General features: G+C 33.8%; 18 protein-coding genes. 1 reads left to right on the top strand and 17 read right to left on the bottom strand.

What is annotated here, in order from left to right:
• Positions 1-67: 67 nt before the first annotated feature.
• The 17 genes from ACJBCC_RS06975 to ACJBCC_RS06895 all read right to left on the bottom strand — a co-directional run bounded on the left by ACJBCC_RS06975 (position 68) and on the right by ACJBCC_RS06895 (position 12,641).
• Positions 68-535 carry an SRPBCC family protein gene (locus ACJBCC_RS06975; protein WP_407556761.1) on the bottom strand — a complete coding sequence of 156 codons (468 nt, stop codon included), beginning with the start codon at positions 533-535 and terminating at the stop codon, positions 68-70.
• A 48-nt stretch (positions 536-583) separates the two neighbouring features.
• Positions 584-1,048: a TspO/MBR family protein gene (locus ACJBCC_RS06970; RefSeq protein ID WP_407556760.1), complete on the bottom strand. Its 465-nt coding sequence runs from the start codon at positions 1,046-1,048 to the stop codon at positions 584-586.
• Position 1,049: 1 nt separating this feature from the next.
• Complete coding sequence (locus ACJBCC_RS06965) at positions 1,050-1,220, bottom strand: Lacal_2735 family protein (protein ID WP_407556759.1); 171 nt, start codon at positions 1,218-1,220, stop codon at positions 1,050-1,052.
• 6 nt (positions 1,221-1,226) lie between these two features.
• Entirely contained in the window at positions 1,227-1,715 is a 489-nt protein-coding gene (locus ACJBCC_RS06960) for a glutathione peroxidase (protein WP_407556758.1), read from the bottom strand.
• 31 nt (positions 1,716-1,746) lie between these two features.
• Positions 1,747-2,433: an SDR family NAD(P)-dependent oxidoreductase gene (locus ACJBCC_RS06955; protein WP_299100941.1), complete on the bottom strand. Its 687-nt coding sequence runs from the start codon at positions 2,431-2,433 to the stop codon at positions 1,747-1,749.
• 8 nt (positions 2,434-2,441) lie between these two features.
• Entirely contained in the window at positions 2,442-2,672 is a 231-nt protein-coding gene (locus ACJBCC_RS06950) for a hypothetical protein (protein WP_173301769.1), read from the bottom strand.
• A 3-nt stretch (positions 2,673-2,675) separates the two neighbouring features.
• Positions 2,676-3,365, bottom strand: a complete 690-nt coding sequence (gene folE / locus ACJBCC_RS06945; RefSeq protein ID WP_407556757.1) for a GTP cyclohydrolase I FolE — start codon at positions 3,363-3,365, stop codon at positions 2,676-2,678.
• Between the two features lie 55 nt (positions 3,366-3,420).
• Positions 3,421-3,693, bottom strand: a complete 273-nt coding sequence (locus tag ACJBCC_RS06940) for a TIGR03643 family protein (RefSeq protein ID WP_299100942.1) — start codon at positions 3,691-3,693, stop codon at positions 3,421-3,423.
• Positions 3,690-4,121: a hypothetical protein gene (locus ACJBCC_RS06935; RefSeq protein WP_299100943.1), complete on the bottom strand. Its 432-nt coding sequence runs from the start codon at positions 4,119-4,121 to the stop codon at positions 3,690-3,692. Before ACJBCC_RS06935 ends, ACJBCC_RS06940 begins: the two co-directional genes overlap by 4 nt.
• A gap of 102 nt (positions 4,122-4,223) precedes the next feature.
• Positions 4,224-5,714, bottom strand: coding sequence for a deoxyribodipyrimidine photo-lyase/cryptochrome family protein (locus ACJBCC_RS06930; protein ID WP_407556756.1), 1,491 nt, complete (start codon positions 5,712-5,714; stop codon positions 4,224-4,226).
• Between the two features lies 1 nt (position 5,715).
• Positions 5,716-7,185, bottom strand: coding sequence for a cryptochrome/photolyase family protein (locus ACJBCC_RS06925; protein WP_407556755.1), 1,470 nt, complete (start codon positions 7,183-7,185; stop codon positions 5,716-5,718).
• A gap of 3 nt (positions 7,186-7,188) precedes the next feature.
• Positions 7,189-8,496, bottom strand: a complete 1,308-nt coding sequence (locus ACJBCC_RS06920; protein ID WP_407556754.1) for a DASH family cryptochrome — start codon at positions 8,494-8,496, stop codon at positions 7,189-7,191.
• A complete protein-coding gene (locus tag ACJBCC_RS06915; protein ID WP_299100948.1) occupies positions 8,466-8,615 on the bottom strand; it encodes a DUF2256 domain-containing protein in 150 nt (49 codons plus the stop codon). The genes ACJBCC_RS06920 and ACJBCC_RS06915 overlap by 31 nt, the downstream gene beginning before the upstream one ends.
• Positions 8,612-10,030: an SDR family oxidoreductase gene (locus ACJBCC_RS06910; protein ID WP_299100949.1), complete on the bottom strand. Its 1,419-nt coding sequence runs from the start codon at positions 10,028-10,030 to the stop codon at positions 8,612-8,614. The genes ACJBCC_RS06915 and ACJBCC_RS06910 overlap by 4 nt, the downstream gene beginning before the upstream one ends.
• Entirely contained in the window at positions 10,030-10,668 is a 639-nt protein-coding gene (locus ACJBCC_RS06905; protein ID WP_299100950.1) for a flavin reductase family protein, read from the bottom strand. Before ACJBCC_RS06905 ends, ACJBCC_RS06910 begins: the two co-directional genes overlap by 1 nt.
• Entirely contained in the window at positions 10,669-11,979 is a 1,311-nt protein-coding gene (locus ACJBCC_RS06900) for an AarF/ABC1/UbiB kinase family protein (RefSeq protein WP_299100952.1), read from the bottom strand. It lies immediately after the preceding gene.
• Between the two features lie 5 nt (positions 11,980-11,984).
• Positions 11,985-12,641 (bottom strand): TetR family transcriptional regulator C-terminal domain-containing protein, encoded by a 657-nt coding sequence (locus tag ACJBCC_RS06895; protein WP_299100953.1) that lies wholly within the window; start codon positions 12,639-12,641, stop codon positions 11,985-11,987.
• 268 nt (positions 12,642-12,909) lie between these two features.
• Between ACJBCC_RS06895 and ACJBCC_RS06890 the strand changes: the two genes are divergently transcribed.
• Positions 12,910-13,755 carry a DUF2911 domain-containing protein gene (locus ACJBCC_RS06890; protein ID WP_407556753.1) on the top strand — a complete coding sequence of 282 codons (846 nt, stop codon included), beginning with the start codon at positions 12,910-12,912 and terminating at the stop codon, positions 13,753-13,755.
• Positions 13,756-13,806 lie beyond the last annotated feature (51 nt).

Genomic DNA, 13,806 nt, shown 5'->3' with positions numbered 1-13,806 from the left:
TTAATCTGCTTTTAGAAACTCTGAGACTTTGTAGCTCTGTAACTATGAATCTCTGAATCTTTGCAACTTACTGACCATATTTTCCAAACAATTCTTCCAGCTTTGTCGTCCTGTAATTAAAAATTTCTTCCAATTTTGGCTTCACTAAAATAGGATGGACGAGTTGCCCAAGGATGCCCATTGGTACTTTATAATCTATAATGTCTTCCATTTCTACGCCTCCTTCAATTTCTTTTATAAAGTGCTTATGATGCCAAAGGGCATAGGGTCCAAAACGCTGTTCGTCCACAAAATATGCATTATCTTTTACATGTGTAATTTCCGTAACCCATTTCGTTTTTATGCCTAAAACAGGTGTCACAATATACTGAATGATTTGCCCTGGAAACATAGGTCTATCTGCACCAGAGAGAATATCAAAACTCATATAGTCTGGTGTGATGGTTTTTAAATTAGCAGGACTAGATAAAAATGCCCAAGCCTCTTCTACTGAGATTGGTAAATTTTGCTTTTTGTGTAACGTGTATATTTTCATCTGTTGGTTTTATGAAATCTTATTGATGTATCGGTTGATAGTTTTCTATTAATTATTAAATACGATATAGCCATTGAGCGATGTAGCAATACAAAGCCAAACAATATAGGGTAGCAACAGGTATTTAATGTGGCTTAATTTATCGTCGCCAAACGTTATAAAGAAGTAGGAAATGAGTAAAGTGAGTAATAAGATATTAACAAATCCTAGTGTTGTGAATTGTTGATTAAAGAATACATAATTCCAACTAACATTTAGAATTACGGCAATAACAAAAAGTGTTTTAACAAAATTAGAATTACGAACAGAAAATAAATAACTGAGGTATACAGAAAAACATATCATTATTAAAGTCCATGCTGCTCCAAAAACCCAACCAGGTGGTGTCCAAGGTGCTTTGTTTAAATTAGAGTACCATTCGCCAGTTACAGCGTCTCCCATAAAATATCGACCTAAGGCAAGACCACCGAAATTAATGACTAGAAATAGAATAATAAGATAAATCCTGTTCAATTTACGATGCTTTTAATTGTTCAATTTTATCCATTACTACTTGTGCCTCGGCATATTTTTTATCACTTTCGCCTCTGTTTGTAGCAGACAATTTATGCCAGTCTGCCATCAATTTTTTATATTGTTTTTGAAGCTTTTCTAATTCTGAAGTTTTTTTAAAGAGTCCAAACATAATGTTCTATTTAAGGTGTTTTGTGATTCGAGAGCTCATTGGCTTTGTAATGGAAAAATAATAGTCTAAAAAGCCGCCATGCTCATCTAATAAGTATTTTTGAAAATTCCAACGTACATTAGAGTTTTGTTTTCCGTTTAAAGATTTATTTGTAAGCCAAGCGTATAATGGATGTTGAGAGCTGCCTTTAACGTCAACTTTTTCGGTTATTAAAAATGAAACACCATAATTAATTTCACAAAACTCTTGTATCTCGTTTGCATTACCAGGTTCTTGATTTCCAAACTGATTACAAGGCACACCAATAACCACTAACTTATCTTTATATGTATCTTGAAGCTCTTGTAACGCTCTATATTGAGGTGTAAAACCACATTTAGAAGCCACATTAATAAAGAGTATCTTTTTACCTTTAAAGTGTTTGAAATCTATAGGTTGACCTTGCAGGCTGTTAATCTTTATATCGTACACGGATTGCGTAGCAGTTGCTATCATGATGTTTTGGTATTAAGTAATTAAATGGTATTTACAATTTGAAACTTACGATGCCACAGTCCATTTCAAATATTTGTCCTGACATAGAAGCCGCTTTTTCTGATAATAAAAAGCCAGCCATATCTGCAACTTCTTTAGGTTGAAGATATTTTTTTAAGGGATGACGTTCATTCATATTGTCAATCATCCGTTCATTACGCAATAATTTTGAAGCCAACTCTGTGTCGGTAACCGTTGGTGCAATTGCATTAACGCGTATGTTGGGTGCTAATTCTGCACCTAAAGATTTTGTTAAGCCTTCAATTGCAGATTTTGAAGCTGCTACACTTGCATGAAAAGGCATGCCTAACTTGGCAGCAACCGTACTAAACAGTACAATTGATGGTTTATTACCATTTTTTAAAGCTGGTAAATACTTTTGTATTGCCTTTACAGCTCCAATAACATTGATGTCAAAATCATTTTTAAAATCATCAACGCTAAGTCTGTTTATGGGTTTAAGATTAATACTTCCAGGACAATACACTAACCCGTCGGCTTCATCGAAGTCTGGTAATTCATCAGTTAAAATATCACAATCGTAATGTTTTAAATTAGGATGTGAATCTTCTGGCGATGTACGACTGATATTTACAATCTCATCATAAGAAGAAAGCAAAGATGAGATAATTGCATTACCAATACCTTTGCTTCCTCCAATAATAATTAATCTTTTCATTGTTAAATTTAAGAGGTTGCTGTTAATGGTCTACCTTTTAAGCGCTTTTCAATCTTTTGCTTAATCACTGTAAGACGCTTCATTAAGTCCATTAATTTGGTATCTTTCTCTTTCTTATATAATTCGTTGACTTCTAATATTAAATCTTTAGCCTCTCTTGCTGCTAAAATTCTGTCACTTGTTGTTTTAAATGAAAACTTTCTGTTTTCAAATTCTAAAGCTTTTTCTACTGTACTCATAGCTTACTTGTTTAAATAGTTTTGTAATTCTAAAATTTTTGAAGCGTTATTAAATTCGCCTCCATAAAATGTTGTTATCGTTGTAGAAGTATCGTCTTGTACACCTCTAGAAGACACACATAAATGCTTGGCATCTATGATTACTGCCACGTCTTCAGTTTCTAAAACTGATTTTAATTCATTAGCAATTTGGTTTGTTAATCGCTCTTGAACTTGAGGACGTTTGGCATAGTATTGAACAATTCTGTTTAGTTTAGAAAGTCCAATAACTTTTCCAGATGATTTGTATGCAATATGTGCTTTTCCTATAATAGGTACAAAATGATGCTCACAATTAGAGTAGAAGGTAATATTTTTTTCTACTAACATCTGATTATATTGATATTTATTTTCAAAAAGAGCCATTTTAGGCTTGTTTTTAGGGTCTAAACCAGAAAATATCTCTTCAATATACATTTTTGCTACACGGTCTGGTGTGCCCTGAAGTGAATCGTCGGTTAAATCTAAACCCATAACATCCATTATTTCTGAAAATAAAATAGATATGCGTTTTTTCTTTTCTTCATTAGACATATCAAAAGCATTGGCTTTCATTGGTGTGTCTAAACTTGTAAATAAATGGTCGTCGCCTATGGCTTCGTTTGTAAAACCATTAAGCTGTCCATTTGATTTGGAAGTCGTTTCTGTATTCATAGAATCTTTTTAATGTGCTGTCTTTAAGTACTCCAAACTTAAATCAAAGCACGTGTTAACGTTTTGAAATAGAGTTATTTGATATTGTTCTTTGCCTCGAGCATTTAAATCTGCCTTTGTCAAACGTTCTTTTTTTACTGTGTTTAGTAGCTCTGCCTTGCACACGCGCTCTCCATAATCTAAAGCTACTCGGTTTTAATTCGCGTCTCATCAAATTAATAACCTCTTGTTCTTTTAAATTAAATTGAAACGTAATAGCATCAAACGGTGTTCTGTCTTCCCATGCCATTTCAATAATTCGGTCAATGTCTTTTAGTTCTAAATTCATAGTCCATGAGGCATTGCATGTTGTAAATCGTACTTTACTTTTTCATCCATTAATTTGTCAAAAAACTTTTTATTCTCTTTAAAAGTTTTATTGGCTCTAAAGTGCACAAATTTTCCTTGTGCATGTATGCTAGACCCATTGATTTTATATATAACGAGATGGTAATAAGGTATAATCCATGTAAAATTCTTTAAGCCTTTGTTAATTCTAATTAAAATACCTTTTGGTCTCAATTCAATATTTCCGTAATTAATATCAGATACCAAATTTATTATAGATTGCATATTTGGACTCACATCATCAATAATCATACGCTTAGAACCTACACCATTCATTTTCAATTTCTGTACCAAACTAAAGGGACTGCCAACTAAGTCGGCAATTATTTGCTTGTGTTCAGAATTGTGATGTGTGGTATTTAGTATCATATATCATCAAATATACATAATGTTTAATAATTATGTAAAAAGATTAAACAAAAATTAACAGATAATTATGACTATGGAATTTATTGTGTAATGGAATAAAAATCAATCACTTCTCAACATACGTTTTCTATCTTGTAACGTATGTCGTTTTAAGATTCTATAACTTTCACTAATAACCTCTGCATCGTTTTTCATATTCCAAAGAATTTCACTTGCGCGTTTTCGGTTTTCCTTGATATCTACTATAGGCATTGGGTAGTCTTCGCCTGGCTTAAAGTTGTAAAAGGCTTTTTCCATCTCAGTCATTAAATAAGGCTCATGGATAAAAGGTGTGTCTAAGTGCGCCAATTCTGGAACCCATTTTTTTATGAAAACCGCATCAGGATCGTGCTTTAAACCATTAAGGGTTGGATTGTAAATTCTAAGATTATTGATGCCTGTTTCGCCTGCTTGCATCTGTAATTGTGGAAAATGAATGCCAGGTTCGAAATCTAAAAATTGTTGTGATAAATGTGTCGTTGCAGCCTGCCATGGTTGCCAGAGGATATGCGTAAAAAAAGATGCCAACATGGCACGCATTCTAAAATTTACATAACCTGTCTCAATTAAACAGCGCATACTTGCATCTACTAACGGAAATCCGGTTTGGCCTTCCCTCCATGCGTTTTGATAACTTTCAGACAATGTTTTCTTTAGTTTATGATAGCCTTTGTTAACACTTGCGTTTTCCATGGTGTGTTCCATTTCAAACTTTTGAATGAAATGTGCTTGCCATCGTAATCTTGAAATAAATGCACCAATATGACGCTTATCTTTTGATTCTGATTGAAATTGTTTAGCTTTCTGAAACACTTGTCTAATAGACAAATTTCCCCAAGCAATGTATGGCGAAATTCTACTGCAACTTGTTCTTGAAGCTTCAGGTTTTGAAATATTAACCATGTAGTCTTCATGTCTGTTTTCAAAAAATGAATTGGCATATTTCCAACCCATGGTGGTGCCACCTTTTTGAAACTTAGTGTCTTCAGGTGTGGATAAATCGGTAACGGTCAACACGTTTTCTAAACTTTCAATTTCTGAATGATTTAAAAACTGATTGTCGCTAGGTTGAAAAACTTCCAAAGCACTGTTCATATACGTTTCCCAATTTTCAAACCAATGGTCTCTATTCACTAATCCGCGTTCAACACCATTATTTTTAGATTCTTCCCAGTTAATAAAATTATTTCTACAATAGCGTGTAAATTCTTTGTCTCTGTTGTAGGTCACTAATAATCCAGTTTCCACATGCGAAAAAACAGTATCAATTTTATAAAACTCTTGCAGTTGATTAAACGCACTCGTAATATCACTAGTTACCGTTAATACTTTGGTTTGGTGTGCCGCAAGGTTTTTGTTTAAATCTCTTAAAGATTCTTTTATAAAGTTGAAATGTCTATCACTGTAATGTGCATCATTCAGTAATAAATGTTCAAAAACATAAATAATAAGAACACGTTTGCCTGATTTTAATGCATTCGAAATGGCTTCATTATCTTGAAGTCTTAAATCGCGTTTCAACCAAACGATAGTAATGTGTTCTTTTGCTTTCATCTTAAAGTTGCTTTAGAAATTGTTCGGCGTTGTTAAAATGGTTTTCTAAAGTCTCTTTTTTCATTCTATCTAAATTGCCCAAAAGCATACCTAGTCTCGGATTGCCTGCGAAGAAATCGCGATGCTTGTCCATAAACGTCCAGAATAAACCGTCCCAAGTGGCTTGCCAATCGCCTTTAGAATAGTTGCTCATTTTCATAATGTAATTGCTGCTACTGATGTACGGTTTTGTAGACATTAGACCACCATCTGCAAACAAACTCATGCCGTACACATTGGGTACCATAACCCAATCGTAAGCGTCTATAAATAGTTCCATAAACCATTGGTAAACCTCGTCTGGATGAAATTCGCAGAGCACCATAAAATTACCGAGTAGCATTAAACGCTCTATATGATGGGCGTAGCCTGTTTTTAATACTTTTTTAATAACGTCATCAATAGGTTTAATTCCTGTGGTGCCATCATAGAATGAGGCTGGTATTTTCTTATCAAAATTCCAAAAGTTTTTTGTTCGTTCTTCTGTGCCTTTTACTTCGTAAACGCCTCTTATAAATTCGCGCCAACCTAATATTTGGCGCACAAAACCTTCTAAAGAGTTTAGCGGAACATCATTAGATTTGGCATAATCAATGGCCTTTTCTATAACGTCCATTGGATGTAGCAACCCAACATTGATAAGAGGCGAGAGGATGCTATGATTTAAAAAGTGTTCTTCCTTAACGATGGCATCTTCATAAGGTCCAAATTCATGAAATCGTTGTTCAAAAAACTGATTTAACCAATCCTCAGATGATTTAAAATCAATGGGATAAATCACAAAATCATTGAGTTCGCCATAATGCTCGCTAAAATTAGAGTTGACATATTCTTCAGCTTCCTTGTGATAATATGTTTTATCAGTAAAATGAATATGTGGTGGTGTTTTGTCTTTTGGATATTTCTTACGGTTATCTGAATCGTAGGTAAGTTTGCCACCTTCTGGTTCGCTATTAACCATTAAAATATCACGTTGTTTACGTTGCTGCTTGTAAAACGACGTTTGAAAGAATTTCTTTTTAGTTGGTTTAAAAAATGAACTTAAGTCCTCTTTCGTATTAATGAATAGTGGATTTTCATACCATTCAATATCTATAGCTTTAGCAGCCGAATTTATATGTTTTTGAAGCCAATTATCAGTTGGGTCAATTATGTGAAGCTTTTCGACGCCATCTTTAATAAGCTTTGGTATTAGTTGTCTAACGTCAGATTGTTTTGTGGTGGCTTCAATATATTTTACGGTTTTATCTTGGGTTTCGAGATAATTCGCATAAGCTTTCATCGATGCTCTGTGAAAGGCAATTTTTTGCTTGTGGAATTTGTATTGATTAAAGAATAAGAATTCTTCAATTAAATAAATATCAGCATTTACTTTAAGAATGGGTGCATCCTTAAATAATTGATGTGGAAATATGAGTATGGCTTCTTTCATTCTCTAAAATAATTTGGGTTGTAACCATAGACTTCTAAATGTTCTATTTGCGTCATAACGTTCGGCTTGTAATTCAACATTAAATGTTCTGTCTCTTGGGTCATTGCCAACACCAGCAACGTACAGCCAATTGCCATAATTGCTGTGCACGTCATAATCTATGAGTAAAGACTCAAAATAGGCGGCACCAATGCGCCAATCTAATTTTAATGTTTTGGCAAAATAGGATGCCACATTTTGGCGTCCTCTGTTGCTCATCCAACCGGTTTCTTTGAGTTCAATCATATTGGCGTTTACAAATTCTGATGTGGTTTCGCCATTAATCCAGTTCTGAATCTGAGTTGGGTTTGAAGACCAGTCGTATTCCTTTTGAAGTATGCCTTCTAACTTAAAGATTTGGTTGCCATGTTTTAAGGACACATATTTAAAATAATCACGCCAAATGAGTTCAAAAATGAGCCAATAGGTTGATTGATTTCTGAAGCATTCGTTTTCAAATTTTTTCACTTGCCCATAAATTGTTCTGGCTGAGATGCAACCATTTGCTAGCCAAGGCGAAAATTTAGAACTGTAGTCAACACCAACTAAACCGTTTCTCGTTTTTTTATAAAATCCTAATTTTTTAGTGTTGAAAAAATAATCCTCGAGACGTTTATTAGCTTCGGTTTCGCCACCTTTAAAAGGAAAAGCTGAATGCGGATGGGTTTCAAAATGGTCGAAACCTAAATCGTGAAGTGTTGGGATTTTAGTGTTGTTGGTAATCCGATTGTTTTCTGGATATTTTTTAGGTTGTAATTCTGGGCGAATGGCAACATATTTCTCAAGTTTTTTTCTAAAGTTGGTAAAGACTTGAGGTGTTTGTTCAATTTTGAAATTGAGGTCTTCGGGATGGTATAAAAACTGATTGTAAACAGAGTGCCAGTTAATAGAACTCAATTTTGATTTAACAGCATTTTCCGATTCTAATTCTTCTGACGTCCATTCCTTTTGAAGAAATATTGAATTGATATTATAAGTTTTACAAAGCTCTGGCATTATCACTTCTGGTTCTCGATGAAAAACCAATAAATCAATATTTAAGTTGTTGAGTTGCGCTCTTAAATCTTGTATAGATTCAATTAAAAACTTGGCCCTAAATTTCTCTGTTTTTTTAAATCCGAATTTGTCAATAGCAAAGTGATGTGGATTGAAGCAATAAACAGCTATAATTGGATTACCGTCTTTTTGAGCTTCATTTAAAACGGGATTATCTATGGTTCTTAAGTCGTTTCTAAACCATATTAAGTTGCTATTGTTTTCTGTTTTTTGCATCTGTCACTACAATATTTAACGTGTTCCCAATCGCGTTCCCATTTTTTGCGCCATGTAAAAGGGCGATTACAAACAAGGCAAAGCTTTGTTGGAAGATTTTCCTTTTTTACACCTCTCATTTTTTTACCAAAGCGTTAATCATACCATTAAAAACAAAAGCATGAAACGGTAAAACAGCATACCAATACAAACGTCCCCAAATCCCTTTAGGTCTAAAAACCGCACGTTGGTGTAACTGGTCGTCTACAATTTTAAACTCTAACCAAGCCTCGCCAGGCAATCGCATTTCTGCAAACAATAAAAGTCGTTTTTCTTCTTTGTTGGCATATAAAACGCGCCAAAAATCTAATGCATCGCCAGCCTCTAAATACGTATCGCTTGTTCGGCCGCGTCTTAAACCAACACCACCAAAAAGCTTATCCATGTAACCTCTAATTTTCCACAAACCATTAAAGCTGTACCAACCATTGCGGCCACCAATAGCCCAAATTTTGTTCAGTGTAAATGCTTCGTCTGTCACTTTACGTTGTTTGACATCTTTAAAACAGCCAAATTTTGGTAGCTCTATATGCTTAGATAATTGGTCTTTAAATCGTCCGCTACTCACGGCATCTTTCCAACTCGATATTACAGCGTTTTGTTCAATTTTCTGAAAGGCTAAATCCACAGCTGTTTTGTAATCCATAGGTTCAATACCTATAATGCCGTTGATGTTACTGGGTTTTCCAATCACTTCAACCTTCATACTATCGACTAATGCGGCTGCTAGTTTAAACGATGTAGAGGTTACAAAGTACAACCAATACGACGAGAGTTTTGGTGTTAATACAGGAAGCGTTACAATGTAACGTTTGAGGTCTCTAACTTCAGCAAATTGAAGTAGCATTTCCTTGTACGTCAAGACTTCTGGACCAAAAATATCATAAGCATTATTGTAGAGTTCTGTTTTGCCTAAGCCACCTGCTAAAAAGTTGAGCACATCACGAACGGCTAAAGGTTGTGTTTTGGTATTGAGCCATTTTGGAGTAATCATAAATGGTAGTTTTTCTACGATATCTCTTATGATTTCAAATGATGCGCTACCACTACCAACAATAATGCCTGCTCTAAATGTTGTGAGTGCATAGGTTTCAGATTTTAAAGTGTTCTCTACCTGTAGTCTCGATTTTAAATGTTTAGATAAGGAAGCATCATTAACAATGCCACTTAAAAAAAGCACTTGTTTACAGTCGGTAGGTTCAACAAGGTCTTTAAAATTTTGAGCACATTGTTGTTCTAAATCCTCAAAATCATCTGAACTTGTGGACATGGAATGAATCAGATAATAAGCAGCATCGATGTCTTTAGGAATTTCAGCATCTTCAGGTTTTAAGAAGTCTACTTTAATAAAAGAACATAAAGGATGGTCTTCGATTTCATCTGGAATACGGTTTAAATCACGCACACAACAAACCAACTCATGCTCATCTTCAAGCAATTGAAGTGCCAGTCTTTTGGCAATATAGCCAGTTGTACCTGTGATTAATATGCGCATTATTTTTTTGAGTTTATAAGTTCTGTTTTCGGTCTTTGGTAGTCTAAGCGTGTTTTTAATTCTGGAATAGCATAACCATCCAAACCATTGATAGTTGCCACATTCCCTTTAGAAAGGTTAACAAAACCATCGTCGCTTAACAAGGTATCTTGTATGTATAGTTTTTCAATTTTACCAATGACCAAAATAGTATTGTTAGCCGCAATAGGATATTCTTCTACAAATTGCATGGCCAATTGCAGCGGTGCATTTTTTACAAATGGCGCTAAAAAATTAGCTTTATATTCTTCTGTTAAATGCGTGGCATCAAATTCTGATATGTGTGAATCGTATTTTGCAGAAGTGTGATGAGCATCTTCTATAATTTCAGAATGAATGTGATTTATAGTGTATTTTCCTGTTGTTTTTAAGTTAGAATAGGTGTTACGTGTGACAGTTGTAGGTCTTAAAAAGAAACCTAACAATGCAGGATTAGAACCTAAATGCGTCACAGAACTAAACACAGCAACATTACTAATCCCGTCTTCACTTTTAGTACCAATGAGGTTTGCCGATTTATAACCAGAACAACTGTTAATGAGGTTAATTCGGTAGAGGTGTTCCATCTTGTCGATGTCGTCACTGGTAAATTCTATCATTTATAAATTTTTGAAGTTATTGATTTTAACGTCTTTAGATTTTAAATCGAACATTAAATTATACAGTCCAAAAAACGTTCTGTTAATATAAATAAAGTGTTTAGAACCTCTATTACCATTCATATTTCTAAGTTCAGTGCTTTTGGAATAACGTTGTCCCATTTCTGAAATTTGATTGAAAAACTCTGGATTCGAAAAATCGAATGTTTCAACATGAAATGGTTTGGTAAACAAGCTTAACAACTCATGAAACATAGCACTAAAGAATTTCAGCTCTTCTTCGGAATCATCTTGTCTTAAAATTTCTAACTCATAAAGTTTTTCGGTAAACAATTTAGGATTCTCGATGCATTCCTTTTCGGCTAATTCAAAATACGGAATGTAGAATTCTTCCGGAATTGTTTTCATACAACCAAAATCGAGTGCAATTAAATCGACTGATTCAGAAATTAAGAAGTTGCCAGGATGTGGGTCTGCATGTACTTTTCTAAGATTATGAATTTGAAACATGTAAAAATCCCAAAGGGCTTGGCCTAGCTGATTCGCTAAAGCTTCATCCGTATTATGTGCTACAAATTCAGACAGGTGTTCGCCTTTCATGTAGTCCATTGTAATAATGCGTTCAGACGACAATTCTGAATAATACTTAGGAAACTTTAAATTAGGAATATGTTTGCAGGCGTCTGCAACGGCCTTACTTTGCTCAATTTCTAAGATGTAATTGGTTTCTTCTGTGAGTTTGTTTTCAACCTCCTTAAAGTATTTATCAGAATCTTTCCCTTTAATATTAAACATCTTAATAGCAATGGGTTTAACCAAGGCTAAGTCTGATGCAATACTTTCCGCAACTCCAGGATATTGGATTTTCACAGCAAATTTTTTCCCATTCTTCTCTGCAATATGGACTTGGCCAATACTGGCAGCATTAACTGAAGTTGCGTTGAAAGTATCAAATAAATCTTCGGGATGTTTCCCAAAATATTTTTTAAAGGTTTTTATAACTAAGGGTGGCGATAATGGTGGTACTGAAAATTGAGATAAGGAGAATTTTTCAACATAAGCCTGAGGCAAAATGCTTTTTTCCATGCTCAACATTTGCGCTACTTTTAAAGCACTTCCTTTTAATGTTTTTAAGCTATCGTAAATATCTTCGGCGTTATTTTGATTAAGTCGTTCTTTGGCATCTTCTTTAGAATTAACCATTTTATCGCCATAATATTTTAGGTAATTAACACCAACTTTTGCACCAGTAGATACCAATTTAGTGGCTCTAGAAATTTTAGTAATTGGTATGCTGTCTATAGTTTTCATAAGCTCTATTTGGTTTGCATTTTTTCTTTGTATAAAAATTTACCAAAGTCGATAATGCTTTTTAAGGGTGTTGTGTCTATTAAATCGAAACTAGTTTTTAACGATTTTTCTATAAAAATATCAGTCTTTTCGAATGAAGACGATGCGTCGTCCATCCAAAATCTTAGTGTGACTAACAATTGAATCCAAGCAGATTCTTTTAAAGCTTTATTCTGTATTTTTTCTAACTTTTCTTGTTTTAAATCAATAGTCTTAATGTCTAAGTGTGCCACGTAATTAGTGAAGCTGTTTTTTAAATGTTTTAAAACCTTTAAAGTCTCTAATTTGTTATTGCTAGCATTTAAAGCATGAATTACATAACTTCTATTAGCTGTTAAAATTTCAAAGAAGGTATAATAGAAACTCAGCATTTTGTTTCTGGCATCAAAAGAATGATAATCTTCACTTTTCTCAAGATTAGCAATAGTGTGGTCAAAAAATATTTGGAATATAGATTGCTCTAGTGCTTCAAAAGATCCAAAGAATTCATAGAATTTTTGTTCTTCAAAATTATTGTCTTTTGCGAATGCATAGACCGATTTTGGCTTGTGGTTATGTGTTAAAACATAATCCATATAAAATTCGATTACGTCAGATTGTTTAAATGCCTTCTTTTTTGCCATAGTATATTCGTTTAAGAATGGTGTAAAGATAAATAATGTTTAATCATTTTTGGTAATAGTTAAACAAAATTTAACAAGAATTTATTGCTTAGCTATTTTGTAACAGCTAAAGTGATGTTCTTAAAGATACTGAATTGTAAGATCTATATTGATATAAAAGCATCTTCTTCCAGAAAACTAATTGGTATTTTAAGTTTTTATTAACAAATACAGCTTGGCTTTAGGCGTAATTTTATACCCATTATAAACACACTTAACACTATAAATTATGAAGAAGTTATTACTATTTACATTTGCGTTAACTTTAATGTTTTCTGTAAATGCACAAATTAAGACACCACAACCTAGTCCTGCTGCTAAGTTAAAGCAAGTAGTTGGTTTAACAGATGTTGCTATTGAATATTCTAGACCAGCAATGAACGGCAGAACAATTTTTGGAGACCTTGTACCTTACGGTAAATTATGGAGAACAGGAGCTAACAAAAATACGATGGTAACGTTTAGCGATGCTGTTGAAATAGGAGGTAAAGAGTTAAAAGCTGGTGCTTATGCCATTTTTGTTACACCTTCTGCAAAATCTTGGGAAGTGATTTTTTATACTGACACTAATAATTGGGGAACTCCAAAAGAAATTGATGAATCAAAGGTTGCGGCAAGAGTTACTGCTGAAGTTTATCCTATAGAAATGGATATTCAATCGTTTACAATTTCGGTAGATGATATCACTAGTAGTTCTGCAGTTATTGGAATGATGTGGGAGAAGACTTATGTTGGGGTAGAATTTAAAGTACCAACTGATAAAACGGTTAGTGCTGCAATAGAAAAAGTAATGGCAGGACCATCTGCAAATGATTATTATGCTGCGGCAGTATATAATTTAGCTGAAGGAAAAGATATTAAGCAAGCTAAAGAATGGATGGATAAAGCGATTTCTATGATGGATAATCCTCGCTTTTATCAATTACGTAAGCAATCATTAATTTATGCAGCAGCAGGAGATAAGAAAGGTGCGATTGAAATTGCTAAAAAATCTTTAGAAGGCTCTAAAGCAGCTGGTAATGCAGATTATATTAAAATGAATGAAGATTCTCTTAAAGAATGGGGCGCGAAATAATGCTCTAAACTTAATTTACATTTAGAATACTGAAAAACGCAACTTAATATG

Origin of the sequence: Winogradskyella sp. 4-2091, assembly GCF_045765065.1 — a bacterium.
Lineage (GTDB): Bacteria > Bacteroidota > Bacteroidia > Flavobacteriales > Flavobacteriaceae > Winogradskyella.
Note: the sequence above shows the minus strand (reverse complement) of the source record. Positions and strands in the feature narration are given on the sequence as shown.

Bases quoted from the DNA above. Each gene is read 5' to 3' on its own strand.
- ACJBCC_RS06910 (WP_299100949.1), bottom strand. From the start codon at position 10,030: ATGCGCATATTAATCACAGGTACAACTGGCTATATTGCCAAAAGACTG.
- ACJBCC_RS06925 (WP_407556755.1), bottom strand. From the start codon at position 7,185: ATGAAAGAAGCCATACTCATATTTCCACATCAATTATTTAAGGATGCA.
- ACJBCC_RS06955 (WP_299100941.1), bottom strand. From the start codon at position 2,433: ATGAAAAGATTAATTATTATTGGAGGAAGCAAAGGTATTGGTAATGCA.
- ACJBCC_RS06975 (WP_407556761.1), bottom strand. From the start codon at position 535: ATGAAAATATACACGTTACACAAAAAGCAAAATTTACCAATCTCAGTA.
- ACJBCC_RS06920 (WP_407556754.1), bottom strand. From the start codon at position 8,496: ATGCAAAAAACAGAAAACAATAGCAACTTAATATGGTTTAGAAACGAC.
- ACJBCC_RS06950 (WP_173301769.1), bottom strand. From the start codon at position 2,672: ATGAGTACAGTAGAAAAAGCTTTAGAATTTGAAAACAGAAAGTTTTCA.
- ACJBCC_RS06935 (WP_299100943.1), bottom strand. From the start codon at position 4,121: ATGATACTAAATACCACACATCACAATTCTGAACACAAGCAAATAATT.
- ACJBCC_RS06905 (WP_299100950.1), bottom strand. From the start codon at position 10,668: ATGATAGAATTTACCAGTGACGACATCGACAAGATGGAACACCTCTAC.
- folE (WP_407556757.1), bottom strand. From the start codon at position 3,365: ATGAATACAGAAACGACTTCCAAATCAAATGGACAGCTTAATGGTTTT.
- ACJBCC_RS06940 (WP_299100942.1), bottom strand. From the start codon at position 3,693: ATGAATTTAGAACTAAAAGACATTGACCGAATTATTGAAATGGCATGG.
- ACJBCC_RS06960 (WP_407556758.1), bottom strand. From the start codon at position 1,715: ATGATAGCAACTGCTACGCAATCCGTGTACGATATAAAGATTAACAGC.
- ACJBCC_RS06895 (WP_299100953.1), bottom strand. From the start codon at position 12,641: ATGGCAAAAAAGAAGGCATTTAAACAATCTGACGTAATCGAATTTTAT.
- ACJBCC_RS06965 (WP_407556759.1), bottom strand. From the start codon at position 1,220: ATGTTTGGACTCTTTAAAAAAACTTCAGAATTAGAAAAGCTTCAAAAA.
- ACJBCC_RS06900 (WP_299100952.1), bottom strand. From the start codon at position 11,979: ATGAAAACTATAGACAGCATACCAATTACTAAAATTTCTAGAGCCACT.
- ACJBCC_RS06890 (WP_407556753.1), top strand. From the start codon at position 12,910: ATGAAGAAGTTATTACTATTTACATTTGCGTTAACTTTAATGTTTTCT.
- ACJBCC_RS06930 (WP_407556756.1), bottom strand. From the start codon at position 5,714: ATGAAAGCAAAAGAACACATTACTATCGTTTGGTTGAAACGCGATTTA.
- ACJBCC_RS06915 (WP_299100948.1), bottom strand. From the start codon at position 8,615: ATGAGAGGTGTAAAAAAGGAAAATCTTCCAACAAAGCTTTGCCTTGTT.